At 35.6% G+C, this 22,980-nt stretch carries 12 protein-coding genes; 5 read left to right on the top strand and 7 right to left on the bottom strand.

Annotated elements, in window-relative coordinates:
- Nucleotides 1-11: 11 nt before the first annotated feature.
- Both BM088_RS11915 and BM088_RS11910 read right to left on the bottom strand, forming a co-directional pair.
- The gene (locus tag BM088_RS11915; RefSeq protein ID WP_091983990.1) at nucleotides 12-689 is read right to left on the bottom strand and encodes a response regulator; all 678 of its coding nucleotides are present in this window, start codon (nucleotides 687-689) and stop codon (nucleotides 12-14) included.
- A 169-nt stretch (nucleotides 690-858) separates the two neighbouring features.
- Entirely contained in the window at nucleotides 859-2,370 is a 1,512-nt protein-coding gene (locus BM088_RS11910) for an ATP-binding protein (RefSeq protein ID WP_091983988.1), read from the bottom strand.
- Between the two features lie 181 nt (nucleotides 2,371-2,551).
- On the opposite strand from BM088_RS11910, the gene BM088_RS11905 reads away from it, so the two are divergent.
- A complete protein-coding gene (locus tag BM088_RS11905; protein ID WP_091983986.1) occupies nucleotides 2,552-4,375 on the top strand; it encodes a cytochrome c peroxidase in 1,824 nt (607 codons plus the stop codon).
- Between the two features lie 500 nt (nucleotides 4,376-4,875).
- Here the strand turns inward: BM088_RS11905 and BM088_RS11900 are convergent, their stop codons facing one another.
- Nucleotides 4,876-5,700 (bottom strand): prolipoprotein diacylglyceryl transferase, encoded by an 825-nt coding sequence (locus BM088_RS11900; RefSeq protein WP_091983984.1) that lies wholly within the window; start codon nucleotides 5,698-5,700, stop codon nucleotides 4,876-4,878.
- Nucleotides 5,701-5,908: 208 nt separating this feature from the next.
- Complete coding sequence (locus tag BM088_RS11895) at nucleotides 5,909-6,580, bottom strand: substrate-binding periplasmic protein (RefSeq protein ID WP_177208026.1); 672 nt, start codon at nucleotides 6,578-6,580, stop codon at nucleotides 5,909-5,911.
- Nucleotides 6,581-6,741: 161 nt separating this feature from the next.
- Between BM088_RS11895 and BM088_RS11890 the strand changes: the two genes are divergently transcribed.
- From BM088_RS11890 to BM088_RS11875, 4 genes are all read left to right on the top strand, one after another.
- Entirely contained in the window at nucleotides 6,742-9,579 is a 2,838-nt protein-coding gene (locus BM088_RS11890; RefSeq protein ID WP_091983979.1) for a M16 family metallopeptidase, read from the top strand.
- A gap of 128 nt (nucleotides 9,580-9,707) precedes the next feature.
- On the top strand, nucleotides 9,708-11,810 hold the full coding sequence (locus BM088_RS11885; protein WP_091983976.1) for a tetratricopeptide repeat-containing sensor histidine kinase: 2,103 nt from the start codon (nucleotides 9,708-9,710) through the stop codon (nucleotides 11,808-11,810).
- A gap of 327 nt (nucleotides 11,811-12,137) precedes the next feature.
- Nucleotides 12,138-14,504: a TonB-dependent receptor gene (locus BM088_RS11880; protein WP_091983974.1), complete on the top strand. Its 2,367-nt coding sequence runs from the start codon at nucleotides 12,138-12,140 to the stop codon at nucleotides 14,502-14,504.
- A gap of 62 nt (nucleotides 14,505-14,566) precedes the next feature.
- Nucleotides 14,567-15,862, top strand: coding sequence for a hypothetical protein (locus BM088_RS11875; RefSeq protein ID WP_091983972.1), 1,296 nt, complete (start codon nucleotides 14,567-14,569; stop codon nucleotides 15,860-15,862).
- A gap of 100 nt (nucleotides 15,863-15,962) precedes the next feature.
- On the opposite strand, the gene BM088_RS11870 is transcribed toward BM088_RS11875, so the two are convergent.
- The 3 genes from BM088_RS11870 to BM088_RS11860 all read right to left on the bottom strand — a co-directional run bounded on the left by BM088_RS11870 (nucleotide 15,963) and on the right by BM088_RS11860 (nucleotide 22,975).
- Nucleotides 15,963-18,614, bottom strand: coding sequence for a TonB-dependent receptor domain-containing protein (locus BM088_RS11870; protein ID WP_091983970.1), 2,652 nt, complete (start codon nucleotides 18,612-18,614; stop codon nucleotides 15,963-15,965).
- Nucleotides 18,615-18,698: 84 nt separating this feature from the next.
- Nucleotides 18,699-21,479, bottom strand: a complete 2,781-nt coding sequence (locus BM088_RS11865) for a hypothetical protein (protein WP_091983968.1) — start codon at nucleotides 21,477-21,479, stop codon at nucleotides 18,699-18,701.
- Nucleotides 21,480-21,685: 206 nt separating this feature from the next.
- Complete coding sequence (locus BM088_RS11860) at nucleotides 21,686-22,975, bottom strand: ABC transporter substrate-binding protein (protein ID WP_091983966.1); 1,290 nt, start codon at nucleotides 22,973-22,975, stop codon at nucleotides 21,686-21,688.
- Between the last annotated feature and the right edge of the window lie 5 nt (nucleotides 22,976-22,980).

Genomic DNA, 22,980 nt, shown 5'->3' with positions numbered 1-22,980 from the left:
ACAGATAATGATTAATTCACTAAACGATATCCTGCACCATAAACTGATTGTATTAATTCCTGCTCAGGACTAATTTCATTGAGTTTTTTACGTAATTTTTTTATATGACTATCAATTGTACGGTCGCTTACAATACGATTATCTGAATACATACTATTCATAAGTTGTTCACGTGAAAAAATACGTCCAGGCTCCGAAAATAAGGGTTTAAACAATTGAAATTCAACTACTGTAAGTGCTAATTTTTTTCCGTTTAAATTAACTTCAAAACGATTTTCATCTAACGATAGTCCATTTTGAATTACAAGTTCTCCTTGGGTACGTCTTAAAATCGCTTTGACTCGGGCAACCACCTCTTTGGGACTAAAAGGTTTGCAAATATAATCATCTGCGCCAATATCAAGACCTAAAAGTCTGTCTATTTCTTCTACTTTTGCTGTTACCATTAATATAGGCACATCTGAAAATTGACGTATTTCACGACAAATTTGCATACCATCTTTACCAGGTAACATCACATCTAATAAAATAATTTCAGGCTTATTTACTTTAACCCAATCAATTACTTGTAATCCATCGTGAATACAATGGTGTTTGAATTGTGCTTGAGTAAAATAATCTCCCAATAAATTAGCTAATTTAATTTCATCTTCAACAATTAATATCTGACTTTCAGTTTTTGTATTCACGAATATTTAACTACTTTGAAATAAGACTTTTTAATCATAACGATAAGAATTGTTATCGTCGACTATTATGTGCATCTCTTTTAAGGGAAGAAGCATTAATACAAATGCGCATCTAGACCACGATGAGTTTAATTACCCTTACACATATCTTGAATTAGTAAAATATTTTTTAACTCAGTGGTAAATGAATAATAACTTTTAGCCCTCCTAAATCAGACTTTTTCGCTTCAATGCTGCCCTGGTGGGCTTCAACAATATGAGCACAAATAGACAATCCGAGACCTGTGCCACCCGTTTCTCTATTACGTGAATTATCAACGCGATATAAGTGTTCAAATAAATGCGGTAAATGAGTATCTTCTACACCAGGGCCATCATCTTCGACAATAATTTGTACCATTTTATTTGTTCTTAATAGACATAACTTAATTTGCGTTCCTGTAATTGCATATTTGATGGCATTATTAATTAAGTTATCAAGTAACTGGCAAATTCGAGTGTGATCAATATACACATTAATTGAGCTTTTTGCGTTTTGACATTTAAATTTCAAACCAGCATCAGCAATATACCCTTGATATCGAGCAGACTCTTTATCAACCAAGTCGGTTAAATCAGACTCTTGTTTACGGTATTTCATTGCGCCAATATCGGCACTCGTCAGCTGGTGTAAATCTTCAATTAAATTTTGCAGATGTGTCACTTCCTCCTGAGTTGATTTTATATTCCCTAAAGATAAGGGCCTGACACCATCTAACATCGCTTCTATTTCTCCTTTCAAAATAGCCACTGGCGTGCGTAATTCATGAGAAATATTAGCTAACCAGCGTTTTCTAGCGGTTTCATTTTGTTCTAATGTTTTTGATAGCTCATTAAAGTCACGGCTAAGTTGACCAAATTCATCTTGGCGTTTTACATCTAAGTTTTGTTTATAATTACCCTGTGTTAATTTATGCATACCTAAGGTTAGTTGCCTAATAGGCTGTACTAAATGCCTTGCCAGAGGTAAAGTAATGATGATTACAAATAGCATCATGCCTAAAGCAATGAACCAGATATAAGACTGTTGCTCTTTAATAAAATCAAGTTCATAACCTTGGGTTAATTTATTTCTTTTTGAGACAACTAAGTAGCCGACTGTAATTGCATCTAACACAATTGGTGTATAAGCATATTCTCTATCTTTTATATAATGCCCAACGACATAATTTTTATTAGCATCTAACACAGCATAACTGACTCTATGTTCTGGAGGCTTTGGCGGGTGACTGTTATTTTGTGCTCTAAAACCACCTTTTGGAGGAGGCCTTCTTTGCTCAAAAAAACCGTCATTATTTCTTTTAATTTGTTTACCTTCCCCTCTCATAAGAGGCGGTCTTTTTTGATCATGTCTCCTGTGGGGTCTGTTCTTTTTTGGAGATTCAAATTCACTATCGTTTAACTGTAAATTAATCATGTACTGGAATTGCCTTTGCCTATTTTCAAGTTCAGACCAAGAATTACTTTTTTTATAAATATCTGTTAACTCTGAAGTAAGTGGCTTTAATAATTCAACCTCCTTGGTATTAACATAGTCAATCATGCCTTTACCTAAGCTCCATTGCATTAAAAGCACTAAGCTGGCGACCATAAATAAACTAAAGGTAAAAATAATTAAAAACAGTTTGATATGAATTTTCATTTATTAAAAATCAGCCAAGAAAGAAAAAAACAATACTATGCTCTTAATTTAAATCACCTACTGCTTTTTTTATAGCTTTGTTTTGCGCTTCCTATAAATTTGCACATTTGATGCACATTGTTTACACATTTGCAGTTTAAAGTCTTTATTGCCCCCCTAAAATATCGTTTGAGGTAAAATGATGAAGAAAAATATTTTAATTCGTAGTTTCATTTTAAGTGGTCTCATCTCATTTTCGACGCTAGCAGCAAATCAAATAAGCACACATGACACTATATCAGCTAATGCACCGCCAAGTGATGGTGATAATCGTCCCCCAGGCGGTGGTGATAATCGACCCCCAGGCGGTGGTGATAATCGCCCCCCAGGCGGTGGTGACAATCGCCCCCCAGGCGGTGGTGATAATCGCCCCCCAGGCGGTGGTGATAATCGCCCCCCAGGCGGTGGTGATAATCGCCCCCCAGGCGGTGGTGATAATCGTCCCCCAGGCGGTGGTGGCGCTCCAATTCCACTTGAAGAGGCAGAGCAAAGATTACAAAATCTTGTTTTACAATTAGGTTTAGCAGGCACATCAAATGAACAGCTTAATTTACCTCAAATTACAGACCCCAAACCACAGTTAGGTAAACAGTTGTTTTTTGCTAAAAATCTTGGTGGGGAGCAAAGTGCAGCTTGTGTAAGTTGTCACCATCCGGCTTTAGGCGGCGGTGATAATTTGTCTTTATCTGTTGGCGTAGAAGCGGTTGATGAAATAAATCAATCTAAGCATGACTTATTAGGACATGGTCGCTTTAATGGCGCCCAAGACAAAAATCTACCAGCAGTGCCAAGAAACGCACCAACGGTTTTTAATATTGGTTTATTAAACAGAGGCCTTTTTTGGGATAGTCGTGTTGAAACAAGACGCAACGGTCGTATCACCACACCTGATTCTGCATTAAATCAAGATGGTAGACGCTTACCTGATGAAAATTTACCTGAAAACACCACTCTAGCAGCAGCTCAAGCTAGGTTCCCAGTCACATCAATAGAAGAAATGCGTGGGCAGTTTATTCCCGATATCGACAATGAATCATTAAGAACAGCATTAACTGAACGCTTTAATAACTCAAGCAATGAATTTGTAAGTAGCTGGCCTATTGCTTTTGAACAAGCCTTTGGTGATAGTAATGTCAATTTTAACCGTATTGCAGAGGCAATTGGTGAATATGAGCGCTCTATGGTATTTGTAAATAACCCATGGAATGCTTATTTAAATGGTGATAATGCCGCTTTGACCGATGAACAAAAAGCCGGCGCCGTTTTGTTTTTCTCAGGACGCAGAGATGGCGGTGCTAACTGTGCAGCTTGTCATAACGGGCCTACTTTTTCTAATTCTCGTCATCATTTAGTTGCATTCCCTCAAATTGGACCAGGTACAGGTAATGCAAGCAATACAGGAACCAGTCATGATTTTGGTCGCGAAAATGTCACAAATAATCAAGCGGAACGTTTTCATTTTCGCACTCCAAGTTTGTTGAATATCGCAAAAACAGCCCCCTACGGGCATACTGGCGCCTTTCAAAATCTAACACAAGTAGTGTCTCATTATGCAAACCCTAGAAGTTCAATCGACAACCTATTTGCAGCACAAAACGGTGTGCCATTTAGTAATGGGCAAATAGCAGGGTTTTGTCAGTTACCTCAAGTGCTAGATTTAATGCAAAAAAACAATCAAGATTGTGAAACCCTATACCCTGACGCTTATGCAAACTCCATTGCAACGGTCAGTCATTTAGAGCAAGCACAAAGAGAACCTAATTTGGCAAGAGCGCCTCTTCGTAGAAATATTAGAATATCACCTGAACAAGTCACTCAAATTGTCGCTTTTTTACATGCACTAACAGATCCATGTACTGAAAGCTCTGAATGTTTATCACCTTGGGTTGTAAGTGAGCAAAATATTGCTAGCTTCCCCGATGACAAACCTTTAATCGCGACTGATAAAGAGGGCAGTAATTTATAATAATCAAGGGCCAAATGGCCCTTTCAAAAAAGATAAAATGATACGCTGTAATTATCAAGAGTATCTCAAAGTTTATTTTAAGATTACTTATGAAATTTTACTTTATATAATTAAGTATAAGTTCAGATAATTTATTTTGGTTTTTACTAACAATTGTTGGCAAGTCGACCAAATTTAAGATCTTCGCATCTAAAAAGGAACCAAAAGCACCCTCAATATTAACAGCAATTGCCATAAAACCAAGCCTCTTGAATTTATTAAGGTTATAGGTAGTGCTTCAACGGCTTCAGGTGTAAGCCCACCACTGGCATGAGTATGAACAATATGGTTCTATAGTTTTAAAGTAAAGTGCCATGAGGATACATTAATGTGACCTTGCTTGTTGAGATTTTAAATACTTAATACGCAAGATAACTTTAGCAGAAATAAAGAAACACACTGAATTAACTTTTTAGAGTAAATATATTGGCTGTATAAACAGCCAATATATTAGGAAGGCATTATTTGTGTTTAAAAGATTTAATAGCAAAAAATATACCCGCACTTAATACAACAAGGGAAATAATCTGAGATTGCGATAATTCAAAACCTAGTACATCATACCTTGGGTTGATACGAATAAACTCTACTACAAAGCGATTCACAGCAGATAAAATTAAATAAACGGCAAAAGTAAAACCTATCGCCGAGGCTTTATATTTAAAGCACGCACGTAATATGAAGAAACTTACAAAAGCGAGTAAAGTTTCATATAACGGAGTTGGATATACGCCAGGTTCCGCAATAATTTGACCTGCAACATTATTCTCATAGGTTTGCGTCCAAAACCAATCTGGTAACCAACCCGGTTTTGCAGCCATATTGACCTTTTGTCCCCAATCACCATCACCTGAAATTTGGCAACCAATGCGGCCAATACCATAAGCTAACATTAAATAAGGTGCAGCTATATCTGTTGTAGGCAATATGGCTATTTTTTTACGTTTGAGCATAAAAATTGCTGTTATAAACCCTAAAATCAAACCACCATAAATTGAAAATCCACCTCGAGAAAATAACTGCTCTGCAATGCCGTATTGACGAAATTCAAAAACATGCAATAACTTAGCACCAAGTAACCCTCCTACAAAAGCATAAAAAATGGTTGTTTCAAAATATTCGCCATCTAGGCCTTTCATATTAACTTCTGCAAGCTTCTTTTTACCAAAGTGCAATGAAATCAGTAATGCAGAAATGACTAATAAACCAAACATAGGAATAAACTGAGTACCAGTATCAATACCAGTTAAATCCAATAAAACACTTTCTAAATAAGGGTAAGACATTATATTTCCCGTTAATCGCAGCTGAAGTTCAGCTATTTTTAAAGTAGCCTACTTGGCGTAAATAAAAAGTCAATATAATCAGTATGCTTTTCTCTATCAGCGACATCGAAATATGTAACAATATGCAAAATATGATTTTAAGATTAAATAACGACTCATAAAACGTGAATAATTATGACTTCATTGAACAAAATTATTTTGACAATTTTTAAAATACATTTCGTAATTTTTCAATATGATATTGCGAAACTGTTTTTTTACTAAAACCGAAATAAATCAATCCATTATCAATTTTTAACGGATGCATTTTCATATTTTGATATTGGGGCGAATTTTTTAGCATGTATTGATTAAATTTAATATCATCAAAAAAACCAACGACTCTGCCCTTTAATACTAAATTAATTCTGGGTGTTTCAGTATTGGTTTCAATAAATTTACTTGAAAAATGAATATTTGATTGCATTAATTTATTAAATTCATGACCAATGAATGTCCCCTCTCTTTTAGCAAAAATATAAGGGTGGTTTGCAATATCTGAAAAATGATTAATTGTTTCTGGTACCTTTTTTGACACAATTAAGGTTAATGTTTCACTGCGAGTAGGACCAACAAAGTGTACTGTGTTAAGCCTTTGTTCAATCTTAGACATTTGTGCTAAAGCATCTATTTTGCCATCTTTTAATAGCTTTAATGCTTGTCCAAAATTAATACGGATATACTTTTTATCGCAACCAATCTCATCAACTAAATAGTTAAACATATCAATGTCGATGCCAGCCCATGACTTATCTGCGTTTTGATAGGTATAAGGCGGGTATTCTCTCACACCGATTTTAAACTCACACGAGAGTCCAATTTCAGGTATCAATATCAGCATCAAAAAAATCATTTTCAATACACATTTATCCTATAACAATAGAGCAATATTTTAGTATAGTTTGCATATAAGAATTGAAGCCAAAAATCTCTTTGGTAATATTAGATATTTACATACATAATAATGAAAACTAACAACAAGTTTCAAAAAGGCCCTCCCAAATGAAACGGAACATTTTAACAGTTGCACTATTTGCCGCTTTTGTATCAATTATGGCATGTACAACACCGGAAAAAACAGTCACAACACCAATAGCCACTAATTTAGTTAATATAGAATATGACAAGTTTGTACTTGATAATGGGCTTGAAGTCATTTTTCATATTGATCGTTCAGATCCCGTGGTTGCAGTTGCACTCACTTCACATGTAGGGTCTGCACGAGAGCTACCGGGAAGAACTGGATTTGCTCATTTATTTGAACATTTATTATTTTTAGAGTCTGAAAATTTAGGCAAAGGTGGTTTAGATAAAATGAGTGCCCGTATTGGGGGCTCAGGTGCTAATGGTTCAACAAGCCGGGATCGCACCAACTACTTTCAAACTGTTCCCAATGATGCGTTAGAGAAAATGATCTGGGCTGAAGCCGACAAACTCGGCTTTTTTATTAATACCGTCACTGAAGAAGTTTTAGTCAAAGAAAAGCAAGTTGTAAAAAATGAAAAACGCCAAACATACGATAATCGCCCTTATGGTCATACACAATATGTAATAGATAAAAACCTTTACCCCAAAGGACACCCTTATAGCTGGCAAGTGATAGGATCTTTAGACGACTTACAAAGCGCAACATTGCAAGATGTTAAAGATTTTTATAAAAAATGGTACGTGCCTAACAATGTAACGTTAGTCATTTCGGGAGATTTTAATAAAGAACAAGCAAAAGAGTGGGTTCATTATTATTTTGATGAAATAAAACCGTCAGAAAAAATAGCGCCATTACAAAAAACCAGAATTAGTTTACAAAAGACCAAAAAAAGATATCACGAAGATAACTTTGCAAAACTACCGGAACTCACTTTAACTTGGCCAACAGCACCGCAATATCATAAAGACAGCTATGCACTTAATATTTTAACGCATTTGCTCACCAAGGGGAAAAAAGCGCCATTAAATAAAAAGCTTATTGATGATTTAAAGCTGACTTCAAAAGTAAATATGACCCATTACCAGTCTGAACTTGCGGGGCAAATGATGTTAAGCGTACGCGCTTTTGAAAAAACAGACTTAAACGATGTTAATCAAGCACTCACAAAAGCGTTTGATGACTTCGAAGACGATGGGTTTTCTCATGATGATTTACTGATGATACAAGCAAAGCTAGAAACTGACTTTTACAGTAACTTGTCAAGTGTACTCGGTAAGGGGTTTCAATTAGCACAGTATAATATTTTTACTAAAGATCCTGGTTTTATTAATAGAGATATTCAACATATGCTTAACGTCAACAAAGCAGATCTTTGGCGAGTTTATGATAAATATATAAAAAACAAGCATTACATTGCAACCAGTTTTGTGCCTAAAGGTCAAAAATCACTTGCATTAAAAGACTCTCTTCAAGCAAAAGTAATCGAAGAAAAAATAGTCAAAGGTGCAGAGCAAAACTTTGATGCGTCGAAGAAGTCGCAATATACTAAAAGCCCCTCTAGTTTTGATCGCACACAAGAACCCCAATATGGCCACCCCTCTTCATTAACAGCGCCCAATGTTTGGCAGAATAGACTCATTAATGGCATGCATATTTTTGGTATTCAAAATTCAGAAATGCCTTTAATTGAGTTCAATATTGAAATGTCAGGTGGTGCTTTATTTGATTCACCAGACAAAACGGGTACAGCTAATTTACTCTCTAAATTATTGAATAAAGGCACAAAAAATAAAACACCTAAGCAACTAGAAGAAGCTATCAAAAAACTTGGAGCTGAAATTAAAGTATACGCAACACAAGAAAGCATCATGGTCCAGGCTAAAACATTATCGCGTAATCATCAGGCTACCGTTAATTTAGTAACAGAAATGTTATTACAGCCAAGGTGGGATAAAGATGAATTTGCGTTAGCAAAAAAAGAAGTCATCAGCCAAATAAAACAACAGGCAACTGACCCGAGTCAAATTGCAGATATTAAAATGGCTCAACTTATCTACCCAGATAATCATAAATTAGCAAATAACTCACTGGGAACAATTAAAACAATAAACAAAATATCTTTAAATGATTTAAAAACATTTTATGAATCAAATTTATCACCTAATTTAAGCAGTTTTCATATTGTTGGTGATATCAAAAAATCAGCTGTACTCAAATCTTTAGCACCTCTGGCCAAAACATGGCCTAAAAAATATTTAAACCTGCCGAAATTGGAAACCGTTAATCCACCTGAGCACTCTAAAGTGTTTTTTTACGATATTCCTAATGCAAAGCAATCTCAGTTAAGAATTGGATACCCTTCAATAAAAGGTTCTGATAGTCAGCATTACAGCGCAAACATTATGAATTACAAGTTAGGCGGTGGAGGTTTTGCTTCTAAGCTCACCCAAGAACTACGTGAAGCTAAAGGCTATACCTATAATATTCGCTCTGGCTTTTATGGTTCGCCAATAACAGGGAAGTTTATAATTAGCACTGGCGTACGTAGTAATGTCACATTAGAAGCTATAACGCTTATTAAAGACATGGTTAAAAACTATCAAACAGATTTTAATCAGCAAGATTTAACCACAACTAAAAGTTTTTATTTAAAAAGTAATGCACGTAAATTCGAAACATTTAATGCTAAATTATCCATTTTAAAACATATGAGCCAATATGGCCTAACCCAAAACTATGTTTTACAGCAGGAAGAAATTGTTAAAGATATGACTCTTGAATCAATTAAAATGCTTGCTAATGATTACTTACATCCTGAAAAAATGATTTATTTAGTTGTAGGTGATGCAAAAACACAATTCGAAAGATTAAAAGAATTAGGGCTAGGAGAACCTATTTTGCTTAACCCTTAAATTATATTTAACATCTAAGGGAGTCGTTTTACTCCCTCTCAACATTCAATTACATTCTTATTTTATAATTTTTTCATATCTGTATTAAAATTATAAAATCACATGATATTAAGTCAGGTAGCGTTATTATGTTTTGGCAATACAATCACTATTTACTATTAATTATTGTATTTTTTAATGTAAGTGTTTGTATTGCTAAAACAGATGACACCATACTAGATAAAATTACAACGATTGCAGAAACGGCTAATACAACCCCTAAACAAGTCCTCGTCGATATCTTAGATATAAGAAAGAAACATGGTCAAGCATTAACATTGAGACAGAAAGTTCAATTGTTAGATTATGAATCAGTCGCATATATGCAACTGAGTGAATATCAAAAAGCACTAAACACCATAGAAAAAATCACCTTAATCACACAAGAAGAAAGTAATAACTATTATAATTACATTGTATTTAGGTTTAAAGGAAAGCTATATTGGCATCTAGATATGGGACAACTTGCTTTAAAGTTTCATTTAAAAGCCTATGAATATTTAAAAAATGATGGTGACTTTTTTACAACTCAAAAACAGCATGCTCACTTTAAAGATAAAAATGACTACTTGCTCGCCAAATTAACAACTGAAAATAATATTGCTTATACAGCAATACAGCTTGGCTTTTATAAAAAAGCCATTCCTTTTTTAGAAAATAATCTCAACTTTACACATAACACTCATAAGCCAAGACTTTTGGCTGTTATATATAACAATTTAGGTGAAGCACATTTTGGATTACAGAATTTCGAAAAAGCATTTGAATTTCACAATAAAGCATTTAAAATTCGAAAAAAAAACAAACTGAAATTTCATTTATCTTTTTCTTACCATAATTTGGCTTTAAGTTATTGGCAAAAGAAAAACTTTATTAAAGCAAAAGAGTATATTTTAGAATCAATAAAAATTAGAAAACAAAGAAGCTACTTAAAAGGGATTTTAGAAAGTAAACTCGTTTTAGCAAAGATATTTTTTGACACTAAAAAATTCACCGACTTAGAAAGTATATTAGAAGAAATAATAACAACAGCTAAAAAAAAGAATGCATATCAAAGCTTAACCCAAGCTTATTTAATCCAACAAGAATTATTCAAACACAATGAAGATTTTGAAAATGCGTTTATAGCTGCTCAAAATTACCACGATTCGTTGGAACATATTCAACTTAAAAAAAACAACGCAACATTATCAACTTATTTGACACAATCGAGCACGATTACCAAAGATTTAAATATTAAAGAGTTAAAAAGAAATAACGAATTACAAGTAATAGAAGTTAAAAATGAACAACAAAAAAACAACCTAATCTTATCCTTTAGCATTGTTATTGTATGCGGTTTATTATTATTTGTAGGTATTTTACAAACCAAGCGAAAGAAAATTCAACTAATAAACAAAAATCTATCAGATACATTAACACAACTACAAGAAACACAAATTAAACTGATTGAATCAGAAAAGATGTCATCTCTGACAACACTAGTGACAGGTATTGCGCACCAGATGAATACGCCATTAGGTATCGCAAAAATGGCAACATCACATATTTCAGAAGAAATAGAAGCTTTTAATCAAGCATTGCAGGTAGAAAGAATTACTAAAACAAAACTTCACAATTTTGTTTCAGATGTAGAAAAAAGTAATTTATTAACGCTTCAAAGTATTGACCGGTCAATAGCGCTAATAGCACAATTCAAAAATATCTCAGCACAAATAGAAAATGGAATTGAAGAAGAGTTTGAGCTCGTATCACGATTAAAAAATCATGCAAATGCTTTTTCAAAAAGCATTATGAAGCAACTAACGATAAATGTGACAGGAACACATACTAAACTACTCGGTTATCCAATTGCCTTAACTAAAGTACTTGAACAATTAATACAAAACTCAGTTGATCATGGATTTAAACATACTAAATCTCCCCTTATTGATATAAAAATTCAAAATAAAGGAAATAATATTGAGATTACTTATCAAGACAATGGCTGTGGTGTAAACATTGAGCATGTAAATAATATTTTTGACCCTTTTTACACAACAAATATGGGAAATAGGAATATAGGTATTGGCCTAAGTATTGTTTACAATTTAATTGTTCAACTCATGAAAGGAGACATCATTTGTAAGGTATGTCACATTCAAGGGACTGCTTTTATCATTAACCTCCCCTTAAAAGTCACCCAAACTTAAAACTCAATGATTAAATATACCTGCAATAGCTAACCTACTTAAGAAATTGATATCACTACTTTATTTATTTTTATAGCTTCTTAATACATATATGTTCACACGATAAGATAAATGCACTTGGCGTTTTTCTGCATTGGCTGTACCAACGGTGTTGAAAATTAAAAAAGGGGTCGGAGTACATTTTAATTAATGTACTCCGACCCCTTTTTGTTTTAGCAAAATTTGCACATAAAAATGTAATATCCATTGAAATTAAAAATGTTATAACATAACATTACAGCTATTGTTATATTATCACATTATTATAAAGTCTATATAAGAGGCATCATGAAAAAGTTATCACGGATTATGAGCGCTTTACTTGCAATGAGTGCAAGTAGCCCAGCTTTTGCTGAACAAGTGCAAGGAAAAGTCACCACAAATGATGGAGAAATCATTGCTGGTGCAGCAGTGAAAGTTGTGGGCACAAATACTTTTACGCTCACGAATGATCAAGGTGTATTTAGTTTAGATATAAAACCGGGCCGTTATGAACTGCATATTGTTGCTCATAACTTTGCTCATGAAAGCATAGAATTAGAAGTCAGTGATAATAAAAACACACAAGCGAATATACAGCTTGATAAATCTGCCATTGAAATTATTGATGTGAGTGCCACTCCCTTTCATAGCTCAAATATAGAATCGGCCTTACCTATTACTGTTTTGCATGGTGAAAGTTTACGTATGCGCCAAGCCAATACTTTAGGTGATACGTTAAGTAAAGAAGTGGGTGTACATAGTAATTTTCATGGTGGGGTTGCTGGTACACCTATTATTCGAGGTTTAGATGGACCAAGAGTATTAGTCACTCAAAATGGCTTAGATGCAGGTGACGCTTCTCGTGTAGGTCCTGATCATGCTGTTTCAACGGAAACGTCAACAAGTGAGCGTATTGAAGTACTTCGTGGTCCAGCCACGCTTTTTTATGGTAGTGGTGCAATTGGTGGTGTAGTCAATATTGTTGATGAGCGTATTCCAACGAGCACAGATACGAAAGGTGAATGGTTAGCTGAATATAATAGTAATAATGAGCAAGAGTTAGCATCAGGCTCATTCACTAGCGGCATGGGTAATATCGCTGTTCATGTGGATGGTTTTTATCGAGAAAGTGACAATTATCAAATTCCAGAAAAAAATGGTGTTGATGAAGTAGAAAACTCAGCGACTAAATCAAACGGTTTTACTTTAGGATCAAGCTATTTACTTGATAATGGCTATGTTGGTTTTTCTTATCAAAGTTTAGAGCAGGAATATGGTATTCCAGGTCACAGTCATGGTGATGATGCGGTTGAAGTTTATGCTGATTTAAAACAAAACCGCTGGCAAGTACTGAGTGAACTTAATTTTGATAATGCAATAATCAAGTCACTTAATACAAAATTTGCTTATACGGACTATCGACACAGTGAAATAGAGTTAGGCGTTATTGGTACCACGTTTGATAATGAATCTTTAGAAGCGCGTTTTGAATTATTACATCAAGATGTGTATGACTGGCGTGGTGGCTTTAGTTTTCATTATAAAAAAAGTGACTTTACAGCAGTCGGTGCAGAAGCTTTTACTCCACCATCAGAGTCTGAGTCAATGGCGTTAGCTTGGATAGAGGAGCGTCATTTTGGAGATGTTTTATTGCAGCTAGGCGCACGAATTGAACGTACTGAAATTACAGCACAAAAAGTACGTTTACCTGAAGTAGCGCTATTTTCAGATCATGAAGAAGATGGCGCTCATGATGAACATGATCACCGCGAGCATTTAGCTGGTTATACTCGCAACTTTGATGTCTCTCATACCTTTACCCCAATTAGTTTATCGTCAGGTTTAGTATGGGACTTTACCGATGGTTATAATATTGGCTTGTCTTTATCTCATTCACAACGTGCGCCATCAGCATCTGAGTTATTATCTTTTGGCCCACATATAGGCACTCGTTCTTATGAAGTAGGCGCTTTATTTTCATTGCATGAGGATCATGGTGAAGCACACTTTGGTTTAACCGATCATGATATTGTCATGGAAACCGCCACTAATATTGATTTAAGCCTGCGTAAATTTAAAGGTGACTTTGGTTTTATTATTAATGCCTTTTATAACCAAATAGATGATTATCATTATGAGCAAGCAACTGACTATTCTGCTGGAGATGGTCATGATCATAGCGCACATGATCATGGTGCTCATGAAGAGGAAGAAGAACATACTTTACCTTTATATGTTTTCACTGCAAAAGATGTCACTTTACATGGTTTTGAAGCACAAGCTATTTGGCAAATAACAGATGCATTTTCTTGGAAAGTTCAAGGGGATATTATTCGTGCGCGTTTAGATTCAGGCTCAGAATTACCACGCACACCACCAGCTCGTATTGCAACTGAGTTTAGTTATCAAGGTGAGGTTATTTCTGCAGATTTATTTGTAAGTCACCACTTTGAACAAACACATACAGCATCACTTGAAAGCACCACTAATAGCTATGTGATGGTTGATGCCAACGTAAATTATCACTTTAATATCTCAGATTATGACCTAGCGGCTTATCTTAAGCTGAATAATTTAACCGATGAATATGCACAAGTGCATACCTCTTTTTTAAAAGATCTTACGCCATTAGCAGGGCGTTCAATTGCCTTTGGCTTACGCGGCACATTTTAGTTCCATTCGTATTTAACGCCCACAATATCGTGGGCTCATAACATTTAACTTTAAGGAAAATCATGAAAACCATTTCATTAAAAAGCTTATTACTCACATGTGCGACAGCAGCATTAATTGGTTGTGGCGATAGTGATACTAAGATTACTGAAATAGAGCCAACGCCAATCGAAAAAGAAGATGGCCATGATCACGATGCTGAATTAGGAAAAGGACGTTTAGCAATAGCGGATGCAGAGCAAGCTGTTATTCATTTTTTTGATTTAGAAGAAAATACTCTTGTAGAGTCTGTGAATATTACACATCCTGCAGAATATTTATATGCAAGTCCTGAAGGTAGATATGCGGTAGCTGTTCAACGTTCTATGGATCATGTTGAGTTTGTTGATGGTGGTATATGGCAAGAGTTACACGGCGATCACTATGATCAACACCTTGATGCGCCATCATTAACGAGTTTTACTTTGAATGATGTTAAACCGACGCATTATGTACCACGAGGTGATAAAGCAGCTGTATTTTTTGATGGTAATAAAGAAACTGGCGCAAATGCAGGTTTAAGCTTATTAAGTAATGAGAGCATAGCACAAGAGAAGGTAATTGCAGAGCATCATTTTGATACTTATATGCATGGCACAGCCGAAATCAGAGATGATTTTTTATTAACTACTTTACGTGATAGCAGCTCTGAAAGTAGCTTACCTGAACAAGTAGCCTTATTAGAAGTGCATGGCGATCATTTTCATCAAGAGCAAGTTTTTGAAGAAACATGTCCTGCACTACATGGTAGTTTTCAAACAGAAAATCACATCGCTTTTGCATGTGGTGATGGTGTACTTGCTATTAAGCAAGAAGGTAATGTTTTTACTGCACATAAAATTGCTAACCCTGCTGATATGCCAGAAGGTGTTCGCATAGGTTCATTAAAAGGCAGCCCTGAAAACGATGTGATGATAGGAGGTTCTCGTTCTGGTTTGTTTTTAGTTGATTTAGTTGAAGAAAAAATAACGCCATTTAACTGGCAACCTAGCGAAGATGTTTCCTTAGTATCATATGGGTTTGATGGTCATAATGAGCATGCTTTAATGATTGATAATACGGGTCACTTAAATGTATTTTCAGCTGAGAATAATTGGCAGTTAGATAATCGCATTTCATTATTTAGTGATTTAGCTGAAGAAGCTAAACCATCAATAATTGCTTCAAAAGCACATGAGTTAATTTACATTATTCATGAGCAAGAAGTAACAACTGTGGACTTACATAAAGGTGACGTTGTTGGTCATTTTGATTTAGATTTTGTGCCATCTAAAGCCGCATGGTTAGGTGTCGCATCTGAAGAAGAACACGAACACTAGTTATTAGGAAATAAAAAAAGCCCCTTCACTAGAAGGGGCTTTGGCCGTTCATTACTGTTAAAGGTAATGAACTGACTGCTCGGTTTTAAGTCAAAGACTTTTAAAATTGGTAAGTATATTGGACTGAAACTTCAGTACCTTTTTCTTTACTACGCACAAGCACATTATCAGCTAAAATTTCTTGCTTTTCGTTCAGTAAATTTTTCACTTTAAACTTAATGCTAGAGTTAAAATCAGGAAAATAACTATAATTTAAATCTAATGACTGGAAAGGTTCTTCCATTGCATCTTGTTGACCTTCAATACCAGGAATAATAATGCGTTCACCAAATACATTATAAATAAGCGTTGCTGCATGATTGCCATTTGGCGCATCATACCCTAACTGCATATTAACCACGTATTTAGAGTGCCCAGTTAAACGACGTTTAGTATTGGTAATTGCTGTTGAAACACCTGTTTGTTCAACAATTTCCTGACGGTCAAGTTCAATTTCAGAATCACTTAAAGTTAAGTTTCCTGACATGAAAATATCTTGGCCTATACCTTCTAAGAAAGAGAAGTCCTTTAAAAATTCAAATTCAATTCCAGCAACATAACCATTTTGTGCATTAGCAATTCTAATAAGCGGCGGACCATCTTGACCTGGCGATTGCACCGTTTCAATTGGATCTTTCATATCTTTATAAAATACACCGGCTGAAAAGCTCTCACCACCAGAAAAATAGTTTTCATAGCGAAAGTCATAATTTTTTATAGATGTCACACGTAAACCAGGCGTACCACCCACAGGGTAACCGGTAAGTGGGTCTATGTAATTTGATTTTGTGATCTCTCTTAAATCAGGACGCACAACTGTTTGACCATAACTGAAACGATATTGTGTTTCATCGTCTTGAATATAGGTCATAGCCAATGCAGGATAAAAGTCGTCTTCTTGAAAAGCTAACTCTGCGTAGTCAGCTGAGGTTGCACCACTGCCTAATACTATTTGCTTTGTATACGGGTCTAATGGTACTGATATTTGTCGAAAATCTTCCCAACGTACACCGCCACTAAGCCTAAAAGTATTATCAAAAAATACATCAGCTTCAAAATAATAAGCATCTATTTTTTGCGCAGATAAATAGTCATCACCATCTATGGTTGTATCATTTAAAATGCTGCGTGTTAATGTTGCATTTTGTAATACGTCATCAGAGAGTATTTCATTGAGTGCATTACCACTGAGATCCACCCCCTCAAATGCCCGAGTCGTAATATCAAAACGACGATTACTTGCAGAGCGCTCTTTTGAAATATAATCAGCACCTGCTTTTAACTCCACTTCGGTTGTACCTAAAGACAGTGGTAAATTAAAGTTAAAACCATAGTTTTCAACTTCATCATCTAATTGTTGGAAAGTATACCTTGCAGCCGTTGTTGAGTTAGATAACGCGGCTTCAGTTTGCACATCATATATTTCATCTTTATTGTCATCAGTTACGATAAAACGTGCTGAAACATTACCCGGTGCATAACGATTTGAACGTCCAATAGAGTATTTCCAATCAAATCCAGCATAATTAAGTTCAGGAAAAATATGCATGCCTTTAACTTGATTAACGATTAATTCTCGCTCTTCATAGTTAATATCATAAGAGCGAATACGACGATTATCTGATTCATTTACATTCTCAGATATGCCCATTTTGTTTCTTAATTTATCTTCAGTATCATGTAAAATCATCGTACTGAAATCAATGCGATGTTCCTTTTGCCATTCAATACCAAAATTGAGCATACCCGACCATTTAACATTATGCTCAGTTGTTTGTATATCATCATAACCCTGAGTAAGTGCAGCACTTGTTTCACTTAAAACAAATTTTTCACCTTGATATTCTTCACCAACAAAATATTCATTGTCATAACTCACTGAAGATAAAAAACCATAACGCCAATCACCTGACTCACTGCTATTACCTAAAGTAATATTAAAACTATGATCAGGGTCGACACTCGTTTTTACTGGGTCATAATCACGGTTTAAATCAAGTGTTAATTGGCGGCTTTCTTCAGCTGTTAAATCATCTAATGACCTGCCTGAGTCATATATTGCTTTTATTGATGTTGGTAGTTGACGCGTACCATCATCTAAGCCTTTCCAATCACCATCACCACCTTGATATTTAATACCATCGTCTGAATTATTGCTATTTGTACCTAATGACCCACTCATATTAAATACAAAGTCATTGGGAATGGTTTTAATTCTAATATCGACATTACCACCCCCAAATGATGCAGGCATAGAAGGTGAAAATGATTTTTGCACCGATAAGCTTTCAATAATATCTGCTGGAAATAAATCTAGCGGTATTACAGATCGTGTTGGATCGGGACTCGGTACTGCAGCACTATTTAATTGTGTGCTTGAATAACGCTCTCCTAAGCCACGTACATAAATAAACTTACCGTCAACCAATGTTAAGCCTGTTACACGACGAAGTGCACCAGCCGCATCACTATCACCACTACGTGATATTTGCTCTGCGCCCATAATATCAGCAACAAAGGCTTGTTGTTTTCTTTCTTCTAAAACGGCTGTTGCTGTGCCTTTTAAGCGACTTGCACTCACAACCACTTCTTCAATTAATTGTTCTTCATTCGATGCTGCTATATCTTCATTTGCATACACAGTCCCAGATAAAGAGAGTAAAACTGCTGCAGATATTGCTGATAAACCGAATTTAACTGATGTGTTTTTCATTTTTTGCCTCGACGAAATAAGCTAAATTAAATCACTTTAATCATGCCAAGCTCATTATCAGCTTGGCATAGTGTAGGTTTAGTCTTATTCCAGACCGACAGTCCAACCAGCAGTCCAATCATTATCTTGCGATACTGCACCTATATGGCTAGTTGTATCAAAGAAACCATCAATCGCTTTAACATCGGTTGCCACTGTTGTATCTATTGTAAAGATACCATTTACAACATTTGACTGTTCTTCTGCAACTGTATTACCCAGTACATTGCTCCACCAATCATTTAAGTCAAAATCTATGTCTTTAGGATTTTTAAAGTTTTCAGAACATGCGATTACTGAGCTTTTAAATTTAATTGTACCGTTTAATGCATTTTTGATTGTTTCACTTTCTGTAAAGTTATGTTTTTTAGGAATACCTTCTAATTCTAAACATTCACCCATGCCTTCTGGGCCTGTCACTATAATGTTGTACATTTGCGCGCCAGTCCCTTCACGTAAATAAATGCCTTCGCCTTCATCTTCACCTTTAAACTTATTGCCAATAATAGTCACATTAGCAAGTATTGGGTTAGATCTTGGTGTAATGCCGGGTGTATTACCGTTATTATCTGCTTCAATACCACGGTTAGCATCTGAATCATCAGCAGCTTGTTTTACTAATACATGCTGTAATTTACCTTGGAAACCGTTATCCCAATCTATGCTATCATCTTGAATACTCGATAATACAAGATACTTTGCTTGTACTGTGCCACCAAAAAATTCAACACCATCATCAGCATTTTGATGAACTTGTACATATTCAACGGTAGTACCAGCTCCGATACCACCAAATGTAATCCCGTTAAGCTCATCACCTGGTGCAATTTCATAACCGGCATTCATTACTCTAACGTAGCGTAATATACCTGAGTTATCATTTGCATCTGTGCCGCCAAACACAGCACTGCTTTCAACCCCTTCCACTTTCAACGCACAATCTGAACCATCTGTAGGACACTTATTAGAGGGGGCATTACCAAGTAAGACCATGCCCCCCCACTGCCCAGCTTGTGTTGTTTCACCTAATACATCTTGGCGAGAAGTAAAGCTGATTGGTTGGTTTTTAGTACCATTTGCAATAATTTTAGAATCACGACTTACAACTAAATAATCATCACCATTACGACCATAAACAGTTACACCTGGCTCTATGGTTAAAGTCGCTGAGTCTACTTTATCTCCCCCCACAAATACAGCACCATTTAATGCATAATAATTACCTGATGTAAGTGTTAAATTAGCACTAATACGACCCGATATTTCACACGTTGTTGTCGTACCATCAATTGGAGTAATTGCTTGCGTACCTGTTGGACAACCCGCCACTTGTGCAGGTGCAGTTACGACTCCGCCGCCATAACCAAATGCCCAACCTTCACGCCAGTCGCTTTGACCATCAAGTGCACCTATATAATCTACAGAGTCAAAAAATGCATCAACAGTATTATTAACGTCTTGACCAGCCCCTAATAATGGAGATCCTGATAGAGGTTCACCGTTAATACCCACCATAGGTTTATCATTTACGCTATTACCCGTTTGCGCGATAAACCAAGGTTCTAAATCAAGAATGACATTGCCATCTTTATCTTTTGGATTTTTGAAGTTTTCACCATTAGTACAGGCCATAACGGTATTTTCAATTTTAATAATACCGTTATTCGCATTATTTACAGTTTCACTTTGCGTAAACTCTGGTTTTTTAGGCACCCCTTCAATTTCGAAACACTCTCCCATTTCAGAAGAACCCGTAATAACAGAGTTATATAAATGAAGCCCAGTGCCTTCTCTAAGGTAAATACCCTCCGCTTCGTCTTCACCTTTAAAGTTATTACCAACAACCGTTAAATTTGAAATGATAGGTTGAGACTTAGGATCCATACTAGGCGTGCTACCATTGTTATCGGCTTCTATTGCACGGTTTGCATCGGTTGAGTTTTTATCCTGTTCGATATAAATAAACTGCATTTTACCTTTATAACCATTATCCCAATCCACATTATCATCATCATTGCTAGTCAGAACTAAATGCTTAACATTGACCGCACCACCAAAAAACTCCACACCATCATCTGAGTTGTTGTGCACTTGCAAATAATCAACCTGAGTTGCAGAACCCACACCGCCAAAAGTCACACCATTTAACTCATCTCCTGGCGCCACTTCATAACCGGCATTTTTTACAACAAGGTATTGCAATGTTCCTGAATTATCTTCCCAGTCTGTACCACCAAATACAGCACCGTTTTCAACACCTTCAACTTGAAGTGCACAATCACCTTCAGAAGGACATTTATTTGAAGGCGCATTACCCAATAATACAACTCCACCCCATTGACCAGAAGCGGTTTCTTCTCCTACAACATCTTGCAAAGAAGTCATTATGATAGGATCATTTTTTGTACCCACAGCTTCAATTTTAGAACCTCGGCTTACCACTAAATAATCTTTACCACTATTACCAAATACAACAACACCAGGGTTAATTTTAAGGCTTGCACTGTCAGCATTATCACCACCAACAAAAACAGCACCATCTAAAGCCCAAAAAGCATCAGCAGTTAATTCAGTATCCGCTGAAATACGTCCCGATAATACTTGAACTGTCACATCCTTACCTAAAGCAGCTGATACAGTTGCTGATAAACCAGGGCTATGCACACCAGCAAGTACTTTATCCGTACCACCTGGGGTTGGTATAGTCGGTGTAGGAGTTGTAACAGCTTCACCTTCAACATTGAGGTTTATATCTCCACCGCCACAACCTGCTAAAGCTAAAGCACATGTTAGTAAACTCACTTTAAATAATTCAGGACCTTTCATTACCATCTCCATACCGTTTTAATTTTTTAATACAAATAAATTTGCCTATTAAGGTAATAATTTCAGGTGACAGTTAGGTGACGGTTTATTAAAGATAAGATGACAGTTTTGTTTTAGATTTATGAAAGCGACAAGTTTTAGCGTATTATCGGCTCATTAAATACAGGTTTTTATACTCAATTTTTTATGCTTAGAATAGGCGCATATTAAGGGTTTGACTCAACGTGAATTACAAATTGCTCCGAAATTATCCAGTTTAAATTTATGCCATCAAAGGAAGATATATCAAAAGTTAAGTCTCCAATTAAGTCTCCTTTCTCATCCCATTCATGTGTATAAGTTCCATTAAAATCAATTTCCCCACCGCTGCGTAATATCTCAAAAGCAGCACCAATATCAACAGCTCCAGCAATCTCACCTGGTGGATTCATAACGGCCCTCAGGCTATTACGGATCATCAACCCAGTTGGAGTATCTGTATTATTTTCTCTTCCAGCTCTTTCTATAGCCAGTGCAGCAACTTGGCAAGCATCATAAACATTATTACTAAAACTTCCCTGTGTTACATCAAATTGCTCCGCAAAACTCGCTTGGTAAAACTTTACATTTTCATCTAGTTGATTCCCCCTAGGGCTTTGCAAACCGAGTAAACCATCAACTTTACTCGCATCAACTAAATTATCAGTAAAAAGAGCACTTTCCGTAAAGTTTCCTGTCAAATGAACATACTGTTCAAAATTAACATTAAGCGCTTCATTATAAAAATTTGCAGCCAAACTTGGCATTAACATGTTGTTTAAAATAACATCTGCACCACTTGCCTCAAGCATTCTCAGCTCATCATCAAAACCATTTTCTTTTGCAATTGGAAAGCTAATTTCAGCCACAATTTCCCCACCTAAACTCATAAAAGCTTCCGAAAACTGTTGAAATAACGAAACACCAAAAATATCATCCGAGTTGTGAATTACAACGGCTTTTCTACCTCCTTTTTCAAATGCTAATTTTGCTAAAGCAAGAGAAATGGTATCAGTTCTAGGCTGAAAACGAAAAACCAAATCATTATCAGCAATATTAGAAATACTGGTACTTTGTGCTGTTGACGCAAGCAGTACTTTTTCTGCAGGAACAGTAAAATCAGCGGCTGCCAGTGCTCTTGAAGAAAACTGCAGCTCAATAGCTTGAATATCTACCTCAAGCATTTTTTTTACAAACTCAGTGCTTTGCTCTGTTGATGTGGCGATAAAACCCACAATATTTAACTCCTTTCCTAAAACACCTCCCACTTCATTAATTTGTTTTGCTGCCAACAAACAACTATTCAAACGATCTAATCTGGGGGAAATTGATCCAATATTAATTGCATCTTGCTTAAATTGTTGAGCAACAATATCGATAACTAAAGGCGTATTTGCATCATCATTGTGTGCACCACCACATGACACAATAAATAAAACACCCATAATATAAATCTTTAATTTACATAATTTATTCATAGACT

It is taken from the genome of Pseudoalteromonas denitrificans DSM 6059, assembly GCF_900112265.1.
GTDB lineage: Bacteria > Pseudomonadota > Gammaproteobacteria > Enterobacterales > Alteromonadaceae > Pseudoalteromonas > Pseudoalteromonas denitrificans.
This window is presented reverse-complemented; position numbering and strand designations above follow the sequence as displayed.

What these genes read in the sequence shown, in the direction of transcription:
- BM088_RS11900 (WP_091983984.1), bottom strand. Translation starts at nt 5,700, where the DNA reads ATGTCTTACCCTTATTTAGAAAGTGTTTTATTGGATTTAACTGGTATT.
- BM088_RS11880 (WP_091983974.1), top strand. Translation starts at nt 12,138, where the DNA reads ATGAAAAAGTTATCACGGATTATGAGCGCTTTACTTGCAATGAGTGCA.
- BM088_RS11860 (WP_091983966.1), bottom strand. Translation starts at nt 22,975, where the DNA reads ATGAATAAATTATGTAAATTAAAGATTTATATTATGGGTGTTTTATTT.
- BM088_RS11905 (WP_091983986.1), top strand. Translation starts at nt 2,552, where the DNA reads ATGAAGAAAAATATTTTAATTCGTAGTTTCATTTTAAGTGGTCTCATC.
- BM088_RS11895 (WP_177208026.1), bottom strand. Translation starts at nt 6,580, where the DNA reads ATGCTGATATTGATACCTGAAATTGGACTCTCGTGTGAGTTTAAAATC.
- BM088_RS11910 (WP_091983988.1), bottom strand. Translation starts at nt 2,370, where the DNA reads ATGAAAATTCATATCAAACTGTTTTTAATTATTTTTACCTTTAGTTTA.
- BM088_RS11870 (WP_091983970.1), bottom strand. Translation starts at nt 18,614, where the DNA reads ATGAAAAACACATCAGTTAAATTCGGTTTATCAGCAATATCTGCAGCA.
- BM088_RS11885 (WP_091983976.1), top strand. Translation starts at nt 9,708, where the DNA reads ATGTTTTGGCAATACAATCACTATTTACTATTAATTATTGTATTTTTT.
- BM088_RS11865 (WP_091983968.1), bottom strand. Translation starts at nt 21,479, where the DNA reads ATGAAAGGTCCTGAATTATTTAAAGTGAGTTTACTAACATGTGCTTTA.
- BM088_RS11875 (WP_091983972.1), top strand. Translation starts at nt 14,567, where the DNA reads ATGAAAACCATTTCATTAAAAAGCTTATTACTCACATGTGCGACAGCA.
- BM088_RS11890 (WP_091983979.1), top strand. Translation starts at nt 6,742, where the DNA reads ATGAAACGGAACATTTTAACAGTTGCACTATTTGCCGCTTTTGTATCA.